The organism is Blautia sp. ZXY-1-C6, from assembly GCF_056339875.1.
Map to the genome: position 1 here is coordinate 20,809 of NZ_JBWJVQ010000175.1, position 15,367 is coordinate 36,175.

Consider the following 15,367-nt stretch of genomic DNA (forward strand, 5'->3'; position numbering starts at 1 on the left):
ATTTTGACAGGAGGAACTATATGAGCGAAATGTTGGAAAAGGCAAGAAAATATGAATTTATACAGGGACAGCAGATCAAAGAGGAAGAAAGACCAGCCTTTCATATAACTCCTTATGTTGGCTGGATGAATGATCCAAATGGATTTTCCTATTATAAAGGAGAGTATCATTTGTTCTACCAGTATAATCCGTATAGCACACATTGGGACAGTATGCACTGGGGACATGTAGTGAGTAAGGATTTATTGCATTGGAACTATGTTCCGACTGCATTGGCACCGGATGAAGATTATGATAAATTCGGCTGTTTTTCAGGAAGTGCCATAGAATTAGAGGATGGCAGACAGTTGCTTATGTATACTTCTGTAAATCAGGAGAAACTGGAAGACGGAACTGTAAGGGATATTCAGACACAGGCAGTGGCAGTTGGAGATGGTAAGGATTATGAAAAGTATGATAAGAATCCGGTTCTGACAGCCAAAGATCTTCCAAAGGGGGCTAGTAAAGTAGACTTTCGTGATCCCAAAATCTGGAAAGGGAACGATGGAAACTTTTATTGTGTTATAGGAAGTCGTCCGGCTGATGGAAGCGGACAGATTCCTTCTTTACAGAAGTAAAAATGGCTTTGAATGGGAATTTGTAAGCATTCTGGCAAAGAATCAAAATCGTTATGGAAAAATGTGGGAATGCCCGGATTTCTTTGAATTGGACGGCAAATATGTGCTTCTGACAAGTCCACAGGATATGCTTCCGGAAGGATTAGAATTTCATAATGGAAATGGAACGTTATGTATTATTGGGGAGTTGGATCCTGAGACACATACTTTAAAGGAACAGTTTTGTCAAGGTGTTGATTACGGAATTGACTATTACGCAATGCAGACACTGCTTGCACCGGATGGACGAAGAATTATGATCGCCTGGATGCAGAACTGGGATACGCTTGCATATCGATGCAATGACTCTGGATGGTTCGCACAAATGAGTCTTCCAAGAGAACTGTCTGTTAAAAACGGAAGATTGTATCAGGTTCCGATCAGAGAACTTAATGCCATGCGTGCAAACAAAGTCGAGTATAACAATGTTGTGATAAAAGATACCAGGCTCACACTGGATCAGATTGAAGGACGAACGGTAGATCTGGAACTTGTGATACGACCGGCAGATAAAGACAATCTTTATAAAAAATTTGAACTCTGTTTTGCAGAGAATGAGAAATATCATTCTACATTATGCTTCCGTCCGGATGAATCTGTTTTAAAAATCGATAGAAAATTCTCAGGAAGCGAACGGGCGCTGGTTCATCAGAGCAGTTGTCTGGTAAACGGTGACAGCAATGAACTAAAATTGCGTGTGATTTTGGATAAGTTTAGTGTGGAAGTATTTATTAATGACGGCGAGCAGGTTATGTCTGCGGTTATTCTTACAAAGCAGGAAGCAAAGGGGATTTCTTTCTTTGCTGATGGTGCAGTTAAGCTTGATATAGTGAAATATGATTTATTATAATAAAGCGTTATAAATTGGGACATAATACAGCATTTATTGGTAAGGTTGGTAATGATTTTTTTGGAGATCAGTTGAGAGAAGCCATAAAAGAAGCAGGAATTGATGACATTGGATTATGTACAGATGAAAAAATTCATACTACGCTTGCTATGGTACATACATATCCGGATGGAGATAGGGATTTTTTCTTCTATCGTAATCCGGGAGCAGACATGATGCTGAATAAAACTGAGATTTCCGAGGATATTCTCAAGGAAACAGAAATGCAAATAAGTAAAAAACTTTAAATTTGTAATTCTTGCCAAATAGCAAGGAAATCGCAAGACTTTGGTCATGTGAATTTCCTTGCTTTTTTTTCTCAAAGTGTCAGGTAAGGCTCTTGTTTATGGAAGAAATCAGCTCTGCCAGTTGTTTCCTTTTGGTGCGTGTATCACCGTTGATCATCAACTTGGAATAAATCTGGTTGACATATTGTTTCACAGTGCCTTCAGAGAGAAATAACCTCTCTGCGATTTCGCGGTTGCTCAGACGGTCGGTGATCAAAGCTGCGATTTCTGCTTCTCTGCTGTTCAGCATATTTAGGATCTCAGGCCTGTAATTACGGCTGGACAGGCGGAGGCAGTGTTGTTCATAAACAGAACCAAGGGAAAGGATCCGGTCTGTGAAAGGCTCTGGTGTTATGGAATTAATACTGCCCAGCACGTCCTTGATATAGGTATAATTTTCTACAAACGGAATCAGAAAGCCATCCGGCATGGCGTGTCCTAAGGCTTTCTGCAGCAGCTGTCGTGCATCATGATGTTTGCCCAGCATTGCGTAAGCTGCAGCGGTCTGGATCTGAACGTGGAGAGACACAAGTTCATAGTGCATTTTCTCACAGACAGGCAGAAGCGTTTCGCTTCTGCCTATAACTTTTGCGTACATTTTCTGTGAAAGAAAGACCTGATTCTCGATCATTTCCATCATAGGTCTGCAGGGAGAAAGAAAGCTGACAGTGGATAACATATGGTCTTTAAATAATGCAGGAATCTTTTCCGGCATTCTAATTAATGCATAGTAGTAAGCATAAGTACTGTCAAAAATATTCAGCCACATCATATTGTGGAGAGACAGAAACTCCTTACGCTTTACTTCAGGGTTCTTCACAAAGGTGACGCCCTCCTGAAAAAGGGAAAGCCTTGCAGCAAGGAAATCACAGCAGAGCGAAATATTGTGCTGTCCGTTTGATGCAATGGTGGAATAAGTCTGCTCCAGCAGAATCTGTGCATCTGAAAAATTCCCCTGCATAAATGCTGCCTCTGCATTCATGAGCAATTCCGCACCCTGTCCATGTCCCTGGGTAATCCTGTAATAGTGGGGCATACATTCATTCATAGCTGTCAGTTCTGCATCCAGGGTTCCGGATCTGCGGTGAAACATCATCAGAACAGAAGGAGAACCGAAGGTCCAGCTTCCTGTATTGCGGATACTGATGGCAGGTCTGGTCATTTTGGAACTGGCCTGACGGTGCAGAACGCTCATGCCGGTGATATCGTTATACATCAGAAAACTCATAATAAGATCACATTCTCCGGAGAGATTCTTTCTCTCATCTTCGGACAAAGTGTTATCTTCAGCTATGGTATCTGTCAGAAGCTGCTTCAGTTCCAGCATTTTGGGAATTTGATGCCAGGTAAACATACGGCGCATTAATACGAGAAGGGCCAGAGGTCTGTTCTTCAGGATTTCTGTTGGACAGGCATCAAGAAATGCGAGAACCTTTTCCGGCGAAAGAGAAGCCAGGAGGATTCCTGCATCCTTTTGGATAACAGCAAGTGCTGCATCATAGTTAAGAGCCTTGTTATAGGTAGCAAGTGCCTGCAGGAACTGTCCCCGGGATTCATACCATTGTCCGTAACGATTCCGGAAATCTGTCTGTTTTTCATGGGAAAGCATGGCAAAGGCACGCTGTGTACATTCCTTCATCATATGGTGAAAACGGAAGCTGACTCCATCAGGCAAAGGAGTGATAAAAGCATTCTGTCTGGTCATAAGGGAAAGAATCTGTCCGGCTTCCGGATTTCCTGTAATAAAAAGAGCCATCTCGACGGTAAATTCATCTGCAAGTCCCATAACAGTGAGAAATTCCTGCTGCTTATGTGAAAGCGGTGCAATCATAGCAGAGGAAAACATATCATAGATATTAGAAGTATGGTCAGGGAAGTGTCCGCTTTCAAAAAAGGTACAGAGATTCAGATAGACTGCAGAAAACCATCCCTCACTGGAATAGAGAAGCGTGTTCAGCTGATCTTCGTTCAGGCTGGCACCGCAGCGATGGGTATAGACAGAAAGCTCCCGGCGATTCAGACACAGATCCCTGGTATGGATCTGATATAACTTTTTGCCAAGACGGAGAATCTCTTTTCCGGACAGAAAAGCATTTCTGCCGGATACGATCAGGTGGATATTTTCAGGCAGTCTGTTGGCAAGCATACAAAAAAAATCTGCAACATGAGGTTCGCCCAGCAGATGAAAATCATCAATAAAAATGTAGTAAGAGATCTGACCGCTCAGGGAATAACAAAGCTCATCAGCAAGCATCCCGGCACTGGCAGCATCTGAGGGGCAGCTATAATTATCCAGAAAATCAAGCCCTGCGAAGGCAAATGCCTTCTGAACGCTCTGCCAGAAAACAGACAGATTATCAGAATAAATACTGATCCGGATCACACAGGAATTTCCGTTTTTGCTCTGTTTGTCCAGATACCAGTTGATAGCAGTTGTTTTTCCATATCCCATGGGAGCGGTCACAGCAGTGAATGCAGATTGTGAAATCGGCTTCAGATTCTCCTGCAGACGCTCAGAGATGTAAATTGTATTCAGATTATATTTCTTTTTAGACATCTGTAAAACCCCTCACTTGATACGATATGTCTCATTTTAACATATAAAGTATCAAAATGAAACTTTTTCCCAGGTGGTTTTTCAGGCAATATCTGCAGTCACTTTTGCTATACGGGGGCACTTTTTGGTGCCGAAAAGTGCATTATCAAATGAGAGGAAATCAGTTATAATTACAGGTAACAGAAACCTATAGCAGAGCAAAGATATGCAGGGTGTAGATCGGAAGTTAAAATTACTATAGGTAAATACATAGTAATAATGCCCAAAAACAGAAGATACATTTTTAGTAAAAAACGCTTTTGAAATCAAAGTAAAATGGCTTTATAATAAAAATAAGGGCGAGTAGCATAATGAGTCGGAAAACAACAGTTGTGCTGCTTGTTTTTATAAAATGAATCTCAGGAGGAATTGCATATGCATGAGTATGAAATCTTTATTGAGGATATAAATCCGTGTGGAGGAGAACAGTACAGTAAAAAAACTTTGATCGAGGCAGAAGCAGCCAGCCCGGAAGCTTATGTAAAAGAAAATGGAAGATTTCCGATTCTGGAATCCACACGCAATGAGAGTGGAGATGTTGTAATAGTAACAGGAGACAATCAGGGTTCTTTTGTACGTTATACTTTTACGGAATAAGAATGCCAGTCAGCAAGGAGTGGATTTTGTGAAATATGAAATTGGAGACTTTGTCAGCAAACCAGTTACAGGTATCTGTAAAATAGAAAATATTTTATATTTGAATCCGCAGGATGAAAAAAACGATAAGTTATATTATCTGATGAAACCAGTAGAAGATGAAAAGGAAAAAATATATGTTCCTGTTTCAAGCTCAGATTCAAGACTGAGATTATGTCTGACAAAAGAAGAAGCCTGGAATCTGATCAAACGAATTCCGGATATCCCGACAGCATGGACAAACAATGAAAAAATGAGGGAACAAAATTATAAAGAAGCAGTAAGAGCAAATAACCCTGAGGCATTAGTTGCTATTATAAAAATGATTTATCAGCGGAAGCAGAAAAGACTTGCACAGGGGAAAAAGTGTACTGCTACAGATGCAAGGTATTTCCAGATAGCAGAAAATCTGTTATATATGGAACTGGGAGTTGCACTTGAAAAGCCAAAACAGGAAATCTGTAAAACGATTATTGATTACATCAATCAAAATAAAATAGATTGATATGCATTATAAAAAATATTTTGTTTGACTTTTAAAAAAACAGGAAATATAATGATAATGAACGAGTAGCAGATGAGCGTAAATCCAGTTTCATGCTACTCATTTTTCTTTTGTTAAATAGAATATTTGCTATGAAAAAAGTGTGTAGCCTGTCAGCGTAAGTCCAGCTTATGTGACAGGGTGCGCACTTTTTTTGTGCAGAAAAGAGAGGAGTTAAAGTAAAATGGCAGAAAGCAACAAAATGAAGGATATGCCGGTGAATAAGCTGATGATCCAGATGGGAATCCCTATGATCTTATCCATGGCATTGCAGGCGGTCTATAACATTGTAGACAGTGCGTTTGTAGGAAATATGAGAGTAGGCAGTGAAGCTGCATTAAATGCCCTCACTCTGGTATTTCCGGTTCAGATGCTTATGGTAGCGGCAGGAATCGGAACAGGTGTAGGAACCAATGCACTTCTTGCAAGGACACTTGGACAGGGAAACAGGGAAAAGGCTGCAAAGGTAGCAGGAAACAGTCTGTTCCTGGGTGTGATCATTTACGTGGTCTGCTTACTGTTTGGTATTTTTGGAGTGAAAGCATATATTTCATCACAGACAGTTGATGCAGAAGTACTTGAAATGGGAGTCAGTTATCTGCGGATATGCTGTGTGATTTCTTTTGGTATTATTTTCTTTTCTTTATTTGAAAAGCTATTACAGGCAACAGGTCGTTCTCTTTATTCTACAATCGGACAGGTGGTTGGTGCCGTTGTAAATATCATTCTCGATCCGATCATGATCTACGGTATTGGACCTTGCCCTGAAATGGGAGTGAAAGGTGCAGCTTACGCAACTGTAATTGGTCAGGTTGCTTCTGCTGTATTGCTGCTTATTTTTCATATGAAACTGAACAGGGAATTCGGGCATGGACCGAAATACATGAAACCGAATGCTGGTGTTATAAAAGAAATCTATGCAATCGGACTTCCGGCAATTATTGCGCAGGCTCTGATGTCTATTATGGTTTATGTGATGAATCTGATCCTGAAGTTCAATCCATCAGCACAGACAGCCTATGGATTGTTCTATAAAGTCCAGCAGTTTGTTCTCTTCCTTGCTTTTGGTCTGCGAGATGCGATCACTCCGATCATTGCATTTGCTTATGGAATGAGAAGTAAAAAGAGAATTCAGGATGCTATCAAATATGGACTTATTTATACTATTGCATTAATGATTCTGGGAATTGCAATTACGGAGATTTTCCCCGGAGCGTTTGCGATGCTGTTTAATGCAGGACAGTCAAGAGAATATTTTATTGCCACGATGAGAGTGATTTCAGTGAGTTTCTTGTTTGCCGGAATTAATGTTGCTTATCAGGGAATTTACCAGGCATTGGATGGTGGCCTGGAATCACTGGTGATTTCACTTTTGAGACAGCTGATTATTATCCTGCCATTGGCGGGAATCTTTTCTCTGTTTGTCAGAAATGGTCAGATGGGAGTTTCGTTGATCTGGTGGGCATTTCCAATTACTGAAATAATTTCATGTTTTGTGGGATATGTATTTTTAAAGAAAATCAGAAAAAATAGGGTTGATGTTTTAAACTAGGAGGAATCAGAGATGGCAAAAAGAATTATTACGATCAGCAGGGAATTTGGAAGCGGTGGACGTTTTATCGGAGAAGAAGTGGCAAAGAAACTCGGAATTGCCTATTATGATAAAAATATCATTGGTCAGATTGCAGAAAAGTCCGGCTTATCACCGGAATATATTCAGGAAAATGCGGAATTATCTCCGAAAAAAGGTTTGTTCGCATATGCATTTTCCGGTCGTGATATCACAGGAAAATCTGTGGAGGACATGGTGTATGAGGCACAGACAAATATTATTTTAGGATTGGCTGAGAAGGAGCCTTGTGTGATCATTGGAAGAAATGCAGACTATATACTGAAAGACCGGGATGATGTGCTGAATGTATTTATTCATGGGGACATGCCGGAAAAAATAAAGCGTATCACTGGTTTATACAATGTAGAAGAGAAGGAAGCTGTGAAAATGATGGCAGACACAGATAAAAGGCGAAGAACAAATTATAACTTTTACACAGATCAGAACTGGGGAAAAGCCAGCAATTACACACTGTGCCTGAACAGCTCACAGCTTGGATATGACAGATGTGAGATGATAATTATGGAATGCGTGAAATAAAAACAGATTATGTTTTTTATTCAAATTGACTGAGTGGAAGATCCCTTTTTCCATGTAGTGTATCTGTAAAATAAAAGAGGCAGATATAATGAAAAGGAATAAACCAGCTTGTATCATTCAGGTAAGAGTTAAGTGATGGAAGCATTTCAGATAATAATAGTTACTTTGCGCATTTTGTGTTATAATTGAGATTAACAGGAAATGATAAATATCTGCAAAATGAATGTTTATCAGGAACTTACCGGAGGACATTTTAGTTAAGACGTAATAGATTTCGGACTTTGTAAAATGCAAAAGGGAGATCAATGATATGAGAAAAAAAACAGTTCAAACAAGCAGTACCAAAGGTAATGCAAAGAGTAATACAAAGAGCAATGCAAGAAACAGCGTAAAAAGCAGTGTAAAAAGCAGTGCAAAAAACAGCCCTCAAAAAGCTGTTAAGACTGTTGCTCCAACAGTAGAGAATGTTTCTGTTAAGCAAGCCGTAATTATTCAGGAGCCATCTGTTGAACAGAATGAACAGAACATTCCAACGAGACAGCCTGATCTGGGACCGCGAAGAAGTGTAGCCTTCATTGGATCAGAATGTTATCCATTTGTTAAGACCGGCGGATTGGGAGATGTAATGTCTGCCCTGCCAAAGAGTCTGGCAAAATTAAACATTGATGTTAAGGTCATTATTCCAAGATACAAATGTATTCCTCAGAAATTTCAGGAAAAGATGGAATACAGGGGTTCCTTTGATATGAATCTCTGCTCTGATGGAAAGCAGTATTATGTGGGAATTATGGAATATCAGGAGGATGGGGTTGTCTATGATTTTATAGATAATGATGAGTTCTTCTCCTGGGGAAATCCATATACGAATCTCATAGATGACATTCCGAAATTCTGTTATTTTGCAAAAGCTGCCCTTGCTGCCCTTAATTATCTGAACTGGACTCCTGATGTAGTACATTGTCATGACTGGCAGGCAGCTTTAGTACCACTTTATCTGAGAACCTGTTTTCAGGATACAGATGTAGGACGTGCAATTTCAGTACTCACAATACATAATCTGAAGTTCCAGGGTATTTATGACAGAAAAAAGATTCAATACTGGTCAGGACTTCCTGATTATGTATTTAATAAGGACTGCATGATCCAGAACTGGCTGGATGCCAATATGTTAAAGGGTGGCATCGCTTACAGCAATAAAGTTACAACTGTAAGTAACACCTATGCCTGGGAGATTCAGACAGAGGAATATGGAGAGGGACTTGCAGAGCATTTAAGATATCACAACAATAAGATTTTGGGAATTGTGAATGGTATTGATACGGATATCTGGAATCCTGCAACTGATAAGTTGTTAGCTGCTGATTATGATGAGAAGTCAGCGATAAAGAATAAAAAGATTAATAAAAAAGCTCTTCAGGAATCTCTGGGGCTGGATGTAGATGAGCATAAGATGGTAATCGGACTTATTTCACGTCTCACCAATCAGAAAGGTCTTGATCTTGTAAATGACGTAATCCCGGGAATTATGGATGAACATACGCAGGTGGTTGTTCTTGGTACTGGTGATTCTCAGTATGAAAATACATTCCGTTATTATGAAAACAAATATAAAGGCAATTTCTGTGCATATATTGCTTACAATGAAAATGTGGCTCACAATATTTATGCAGGATGTGATGCACTTCTGGTTCCATCAAGATTTGAACCATGTGGACTTACACAGCTTATAGCCATGAGATATGGTGCAGTTCCGATTGTAAGAGAGACCGGAGGACTCAAAGATACGGTTCAGCCTTATAATATGTTTGAAAATACAGGAAACGGTTTTACATTTGACAGATATGAAAGCGGGCTGCTTTACGATGCGATCAACAGAGCAAAGACGCTCTATTTCGAGAATAGAAAATCCTGGGATGATATGGTGATCCGTGATATGAATAAAGATGTTTCCTGGGAAAAGAGTGCAAAACAGTACAAAGATATGTATGTAGGATTAACACCAAGAGATTAGTGTGCCGACAATATGCTCAGGCGTATATTTCGAAAACGATGTACTGGTCTTTCCAAATGGTTACGCAGTGCGTAACAAATTGAGACAAATCTGGTTGATAAACCAGATAAAAGTGGTATACTGAACACAGAAGAAAAGAAACCGTGTGGAATTACAGTTTTGTTTCACACGGTTTTTTAGAAAATTAAGGTTAGATAAAACTAACATATATGATAGCGATTTACTGGACAATGTAAAGAGGACGGATTTCTATGAAAATATTGATTTATGGTGTCTGGTGTGATTGGAGGAAAACAACATGAAAAACGAAGAATACAAAAAACTGTCAATTGCTGAATTTACAAAAGCAGCAGGAAGATATGAAAGTAACCATGCGGGTATTTACGAAATGTGTAAGAAGGACTATCCGGATATTTTGGAAGAATTAGAGAAAGAGCCATTTAGAGATTTATTGGACGCTGGATGTGGACCGGCTCCGATGATTTCTTTATTAGCAGAAAAATATCCAGACCGACATTATACAGGTCTGGATTTGACTCCGGCCATGATTGAACAGGCAAAAAAGAAAAACATTTCAAATGCAACGTTTGTTGTAGGAGACTGTGAGAACTTTCCTTTTGAAAATGATTCATTTGATGCAATTATTTGTTCTATGAGTTTTCATCATTATCCGGATCCACAGGCATTTTTTGACAGTGTAAAAAGATGTCTTCGCCCAAATGGAAGATTAATCCTGCGGGATGTGACCAGTGACAATAAAGTATTGGTATGGCTGATGAATACATTGGAAATGCCTCTGGCAAATATATGCGGACATGGAGATGTTCGAGTTCCAACAAGAGATGTGGTCATGAAATGCTGCAGAAAAGTAGGATTAAAAGTAGAAAAATTTGAAATCCGCAAAGGTATGAGGATGCATTGTGTTGTCAGAAAAGCCTGAAGGAGACTAGCTATGAAATTTTATGAAAGTGGAGACAATCGTAAACCTGTGATATTTTTATTTCCCGGTACCTGTTGCCTGTATAGTAGCTTTGATCATGTACTGGATGGGTTACATTCTTATTTTTATACGGTAGCAGTTTCTTATGATGGATTTGATCCAAACGAGAAAACAGAATTTTATTCGATGGAAGATGAATGTGAAAAAATTGAGCAGGAAATCAGAACAAAGTATGGTGGGAGAATTAAAGCAGCGTATGGATGTTCCCTTGGAGGAAGTTTTGTATCCCTTCTGATTCAGCGGAAAAGAATCCATATAGATCATGGCATCATTGGGAGCAGTGATATGGATGAAGCAGGTTCGTTTATGGCAAAGCTCCAGTCATCTATCATTGTGCCAATTATGTATAAAATGGTACACACGGGTAAATTACCTAAGTTTATGCAAAAGAAAATAAATGAAGCAGATGAATCAAGAAAGAAACTGATTGATGGATTTGTAAATATGTTTGGTATTGACAAGGGAGGAAGTCCATGGATTACGAAACAGAGTGTTTATAATCAGTTCTATTCTGATCTGGTTACGAAAGTCCAGCATGGAATTGATGTACCGGGAACAACAATTCACGTGTTTTATGCAACAAAGATGGGTGAAAAATACGAAAAGAGATATTGTACTTATTTCAAAAATCCGGATATCCGAAGACATAACATGCAGCATGAAGAACTGTTTTGCTGCCATAGTGCAGAATGGGTGAAAGAAGTAAAAAAAGCAGTAGAAGGCGACAGACAATGAAAGAAAAAGTGAATGTGACAGGTGTGCCGGAAACGATGGTACAGACCTTGTATGCAAGAGCAAAAGAAACAAAAAAGAAAAATGCTAAAATAAATGACGAAATTGCAGTAGAACTTGTGAAAAAGCTTGATTATGACTTTTCCAAAGCGGATAAAGATAACGCTATGACTTATGGTGTGATTGCGAGAACAATTGTATTAGACCGGATGGTTAAGCAATATTTGGAGAAAAATGCAAATACAGTTGTTATAAATATTGCATGTGGACTGGATACCAGATGTTATCGAATGAAAGGGAAATATCTGCATTGGTACAATATAGATTTGCCGGAGACTATGAAGATAAGGCGGCAATTTCTTCCAGAAACAGGTCCGATATATCAGATTGTAAAGTCTGCAATGGATAATTCCTATATAGATGATATCGATTATCACGGTGAGAATGTTCTGGCAATAATCGAAGGGCTTACAATGTATTTGTGTGAAAAAGATATCAGAAAAATGTTTTCTATTATTGAAAAATCGTTCAAAAAGGTAACCGTAATGGTCGAAACCATGTCACCTTTTGTTGTAAAACATGTGAAAGAAAAATCCATAGAGGGAAGCAATGCAAAATTCACATGGGGAGTTGAAGCCCGGAACAGAACTGCAAAGAATTGTGCCGGGATTTTCTGTTCAACAGGAAGTCAGTCTGGTTGAAGGAATGAAAAAGCTTATACCGATTTATCATGTGATAGGAAAGATTCAAATCGTTCGGAATATCTCAAACAAAATAATAGTTTTGGAGAAACGTGGCCGATATTAAGGAGATGATAAATGAAGAAAAGACATTTTGATGTGGAAACAGATGGATTTTATGGTTCATACTGGAAATGCAAAACAGGATCAGACTGTGCAATGATTGCCATGATCGGGGATGATCCAGAGGATTATCTGGCGCATACATCCGTGAAATGGCTACATAAACTCGGTGTGAATGTGATGACAATGTCACCTGGAAAAAAAGATTATGGACATCATAATTATCCATTGGAACGTATAGAGAAAGCAATCAATTGGTTAAAAGCACATGGTGATCAGAAGATAGGAATTGTCGGGGCATCTACTACAGGAACACTGGCATTGACTGCTGCTTCTTAGTGAAACTGGCATTTCAGGCAGCAAGAAAACATCCGAAAGAATGTCGCAGAGCACGTCTGGATATTGACTGGCGGGTAAGAAATGCTGTTGCAAAATGGAAGAGAGTAGATAGATAAAAAATAGACAGAAGGTGGAAGTGTGGTATTTAAAACAACAGGAAATAAATCAAATCCAGTCATCTTGTTTTTCCATACAATGGGAGTAATTGGGGAAAGCAGTATGTCGGACGGGATATAGATAATCAGTTAAATCTCCACACAAAGCAATCAAGGATATGATTTAAAGGGGATGTCGGTTAATTCCACATTTCGGCATCCCCAGTAGTGATTGAAAGGATCCCAGCAAGAAGTAAATCAGCATAAACTAATTATCCATTTACGCCTTTTAAAGACAATTAACGATACAGCAAGCCTGAATAATTCCTCCGTGGTAAGCAATGTATACACACCAACAATTCCCCAATTGAATACATATGCTGCAAGCAGACACAGTGGAATTCCGATACACCATGTGCCAACAATATCAATGATCATAATGATTTTGGTGTTACCGCCACTTCTTATAATGCCTCCGCCAAGTATCATATTTTCCACTTTGACCGGAGCATACAAGGCAAATACGATAAGCAGTGTTTTTCCAAGATCTTTTACGCTGTCATCAACACGATATAATCCGGTATATACTCCGGCCAAAAGAATGAGTAAAGCCGATACCGTTACCGCACCAAATAAGCCTGCATACATAATCTTCTTTGATTCTGTGTAAGCCTCATCATATTCTTTCCTGCCAAGTCTTTTGCCGACTATCACACCGGCAGCCGCAGACAATCCACTAAGTGCCCCTACCATAAGCCCTTGTATCGGACCGGTAAGTGTATAGGCTGCAAGGCTTGATGTGCCAAGATGTCCATAAACAGCAGACTCCACATTTTGCCCGAGACTCCATAAAAATTCACTAATTAGAATCGGCATAATCATTATCAGATAATCTCTGATCGTGATTTTTTTAAAATGTAGAGACAATACCGGTTTATCTCCATCTTTTCTGATACATAAGACAAATCCGATAACAATAAATATCAGGTTAAACAACTGCGAAATAAGTGTGGCAATGGCAGCACCCTTTATTCCCATACATGAAAATCCAAATTTTCCAAATATCAGCAGATAGTTCAGTCCTGTGTTTACAATAACTGCTCCAAAGCTTGCCAGAAATGGTATCGTGGCATATTCCTTACAGCGCAGCCAGGAGGATAAAATATTGCTGACAGCCATTGGAATATAAGAAAATGCTACGATTCTAAAATAAACCGCACCAGTATTTATAATACTCATATCTTTCGTATATAATCCAAGAATCTGCGATGAAAAAACTCCGGCTGCAAGCAGGAACAATGCTGATATCATAATTCCGCAGATGAGGCTCACATCAAAACTGCACCATGCCTCTTCTGTTTCCTGTGCACCAATAAACTGTGCAATTAATATCCCGGCAACCGTGCTTACTGCACCAATCACCACTGAAAAAATCAATGAAAAATTACCGCATAATCCAACTGCCGATATATTTGTCTCGCCTAACTGTCCGATCATGATCTGGTCAACAATTGAAAATGATGCCTGCAGCATGCTTTGCAATGTGACAGGAATTGCTATTTTACACAATGATTTCATAAACTTTGACATTATAATTTCCTCGTACTTTCTCTTTGTATTAAATCAACCGGTAACACGATTTCTGTCTTATATTCTGCTCCATCGCGCATTGCCTCCAAACATTCAATTGCCGCTTTCGCCCTTAAGTTTGCTTCCTGATGAATCGTTGTGAGGGAAGGATTGCTTTCCCTGCTTGCCATGTTATCATCAAAGCCGATAATCTGGATATCCTCTGGAATCCGAATGTTTTTTCCTTGTAAAAACTTCATAAACTCAAGTGCATAAAAATCGGACACTGCAAAAACAGCGGTAACATTGCTTTTTAACAGCTGCATATAGTTATCCTCATAAAAGCGCATTCTTTCCTTTTCTGTCTTTGGTATTTCCCATCTATAGGTTTCTCCGTGTTCAAAGGCTTTACGAAACCCCTCGATGCGCTCTTTATCCATGCAGATGAAATTATCTGCTAAGCATAATGCTTTTTTATGTCCCAGTTCTTTTAAATATTTCCCGGCCTGATAGCCGCCGTCATAATGATTGATGACCAGATTTACTACCTTTGAGCATTTTTCAAAATAGCCATCATACACTACAAACGAAATCCGCATCTGATTTCTGAGGCTTTCATAGTCAGCTTCACAAAATCCAATCAGAATCAGTCCATCCATATTCCACATGGATGCAAATACCGGAATCTCTCTGATATCAGATGTCGTTTTTATCATTAGAAAATAACCTTTTTCATTAACCTCATGGGAAAGAGCATTCAGTGATGACATCACAAATCCATCCTCTAAAACCCTGCCTTCATACTTTTCATGGTCATTCACCACCACTCCGATGATTCTTGAATTATTTCTCGCAAGCAAAATGCCAGCCATATTCGGGATATATCCCGACCTTTCAAGTTCCTGCTGGACGCGTTTTACCGTCTCATCTGAAATTTTTTCTGTTTTGCCGTGGATCACATTTGAGACAGTAGCAGTACTAAGACCTAACGCATCTGCAACATCTACGATTCTAATCCTGTTCTGTGTCATTTCCATTCCTTCTTCTGCGATATTATG

12 protein-coding genes and 2 pseudogenes are annotated in these 15,367 nt (G+C 39.3%); 11 read left to right on the top strand and 3 right to left on the bottom strand.

Features of this window, described 5'->3' with window-relative positions:
• Nucleotides 1-20: 20 nt before the first annotated feature.
• A pseudogene (locus AC075J_RS09385) lies at nt 21-1,506 on the top strand (glycoside hydrolase family 32 protein).
• A gap of 11 nt (nt 1,507-1,517) precedes the next feature.
• Nucleotides 1,518-1,772, top strand: a pseudogene (locus tag AC075J_RS09390) (PfkB family carbohydrate kinase); the annotation flags it as partial.
• A 100-nt stretch (nt 1,773-1,872) separates the two neighbouring features.
• Here AC075J_RS09390 and AC075J_RS09395 read toward each other — a convergent pair.
• Nucleotides 1,873-4,389, bottom strand: a complete 2,517-nt coding sequence (locus tag AC075J_RS09395; RefSeq protein WP_055060373.1) for a winged helix-turn-helix domain-containing protein — start codon at nt 4,387-4,389, stop codon at nt 1,873-1,875.
• 414 nt (nt 4,390-4,803) lie between these two features.
• Between AC075J_RS09395 and AC075J_RS09400 the strand changes: the two genes are divergently transcribed.
• From AC075J_RS09400 to AC075J_RS09440, 9 genes are all read left to right on the top strand, one after another.
• Nucleotides 4,804-5,025 carry a hypothetical protein gene (locus tag AC075J_RS09400; RefSeq protein WP_025579122.1) on the top strand — a complete coding sequence of 74 codons (222 nt, stop codon included), beginning with the start codon at nt 4,804-4,806 and terminating at the stop codon, nt 5,023-5,025.
• 28 nt (nt 5,026-5,053) lie between these two features.
• Entirely contained in the window at nt 5,054-5,569 is a 516-nt protein-coding gene (locus AC075J_RS09405) for a CarD family transcriptional regulator (protein ID WP_055199592.1), read from the top strand.
• Nucleotides 5,570-5,792: 223 nt separating this feature from the next.
• Nucleotides 5,793-7,160: an MATE family efflux transporter gene (locus tag AC075J_RS09410; protein ID WP_055199593.1), complete on the top strand. Its 1,368-nt coding sequence runs from the start codon at nt 5,793-5,795 to the stop codon at nt 7,158-7,160.
• A gap of 12 nt (nt 7,161-7,172) precedes the next feature.
• Nucleotides 7,173-7,760, top strand: a complete 588-nt coding sequence (locus tag AC075J_RS09415; RefSeq protein WP_055199594.1) for a cytidylate kinase-like family protein — start codon at nt 7,173-7,175, stop codon at nt 7,758-7,760.
• A 310-nt stretch (nt 7,761-8,070) separates the two neighbouring features.
• Nucleotides 8,071-9,771, top strand: coding sequence for a glycogen synthase (locus tag AC075J_RS09420; RefSeq protein ID WP_055199595.1), 1,701 nt, complete (start codon nt 8,071-8,073; stop codon nt 9,769-9,771).
• A 298-nt stretch (nt 9,772-10,069) separates the two neighbouring features.
• Nucleotides 10,070-10,711, top strand: a complete 642-nt coding sequence (locus AC075J_RS09425; RefSeq protein ID WP_055060378.1) for a class I SAM-dependent methyltransferase — start codon at nt 10,070-10,072, stop codon at nt 10,709-10,711.
• A gap of 12 nt (nt 10,712-10,723) precedes the next feature.
• The gene (locus AC075J_RS09430) at nt 10,724-11,506 is read left to right on the top strand and encodes an alpha/beta fold hydrolase (RefSeq protein ID WP_025579132.1); all 783 of its coding nucleotides are present in this window, start codon (nt 10,724-10,726) and stop codon (nt 11,504-11,506) included.
• Complete coding sequence (locus tag AC075J_RS09435; RefSeq protein WP_476390259.1) at nt 11,503-12,204, top strand: class I SAM-dependent methyltransferase; 702 nt, start codon at nt 11,503-11,505, stop codon at nt 12,202-12,204. The genes AC075J_RS09430 and AC075J_RS09435 overlap by 4 nt, the downstream gene beginning before the upstream one ends.
• Nucleotides 12,205-12,321: 117 nt before the next feature.
• Nucleotides 12,322-12,645: a hypothetical protein gene (locus tag AC075J_RS09440; protein ID WP_008706678.1), complete on the top strand. Its 324-nt coding sequence runs from the start codon at nt 12,322-12,324 to the stop codon at nt 12,643-12,645.
• 353 nt (nt 12,646-12,998) lie between these two features.
• Here AC075J_RS09440 and AC075J_RS09445 read toward each other — a convergent pair whose 3' ends face one another.
• Both AC075J_RS09445 and AC075J_RS09450 read right to left on the bottom strand, forming a co-directional pair.
• Nucleotides 12,999-14,330, bottom strand: a complete 1,332-nt coding sequence (locus AC075J_RS09445; protein WP_008706674.1) for an MATE family efflux transporter — start codon at nt 14,328-14,330, stop codon at nt 12,999-13,001.
• Nucleotides 14,330-15,340, bottom strand: a complete 1,011-nt coding sequence (locus AC075J_RS09450) for a LacI family DNA-binding transcriptional regulator (RefSeq protein WP_044951935.1) — start codon at nt 15,338-15,340, stop codon at nt 14,330-14,332. Before AC075J_RS09450 ends, AC075J_RS09445 begins: the two co-directional genes overlap by 1 nt.
• Nucleotides 15,341-15,367: the final 27 nt, after the last annotated feature.

What these genes read in the sequence shown, in the direction of transcription:
- AC075J_RS09445 (WP_008706674.1), bottom strand. Translation starts at nt 14,330, where the DNA reads ATGTCAAAGTTTATGAAATCATTGTGTAAAATAGCAATTCCTGTCACA.
- AC075J_RS09430 (WP_025579132.1), top strand. Translation starts at nt 10,724, where the DNA reads ATGAAATTTTATGAAAGTGGAGACAATCGTAAACCTGTGATATTTTTA.
- AC075J_RS09415 (WP_055199594.1), top strand. Translation starts at nt 7,173, where the DNA reads ATGGCAAAAAGAATTATTACGATCAGCAGGGAATTTGGAAGCGGTGGA.
- AC075J_RS09400 (WP_025579122.1), top strand. Translation starts at nt 4,804, where the DNA reads ATGCATGAGTATGAAATCTTTATTGAGGATATAAATCCGTGTGGAGGA.
- AC075J_RS09410 (WP_055199593.1), top strand. Translation starts at nt 5,793, where the DNA reads ATGGCAGAAAGCAACAAAATGAAGGATATGCCGGTGAATAAGCTGATG.
- AC075J_RS09425 (WP_055060378.1), top strand. Translation starts at nt 10,070, where the DNA reads ATGAAAAACGAAGAATACAAAAAACTGTCAATTGCTGAATTTACAAAA.
- AC075J_RS09450 (WP_044951935.1), bottom strand. Translation starts at nt 15,340, where the DNA reads ATGACACAGAACAGGATTAGAATCGTAGATGTTGCAGATGCGTTAGGT.
- AC075J_RS09440 (WP_008706678.1), top strand. Translation starts at nt 12,322, where the DNA reads ATGAAGAAAAGACATTTTGATGTGGAAACAGATGGATTTTATGGTTCA.
- AC075J_RS09435 (WP_476390259.1), top strand. Translation starts at nt 11,503, where the DNA reads ATGAAAGAAAAAGTGAATGTGACAGGTGTGCCGGAAACGATGGTACAG.
- AC075J_RS09420 (WP_055199595.1), top strand. Translation starts at nt 8,071, where the DNA reads ATGAGAAAAAAAACAGTTCAAACAAGCAGTACCAAAGGTAATGCAAAG.
- AC075J_RS09395 (WP_055060373.1), bottom strand. Translation starts at nt 4,389, where the DNA reads ATGTCTAAAAAGAAATATAATCTGAATACAATTTACATCTCTGAGCGT.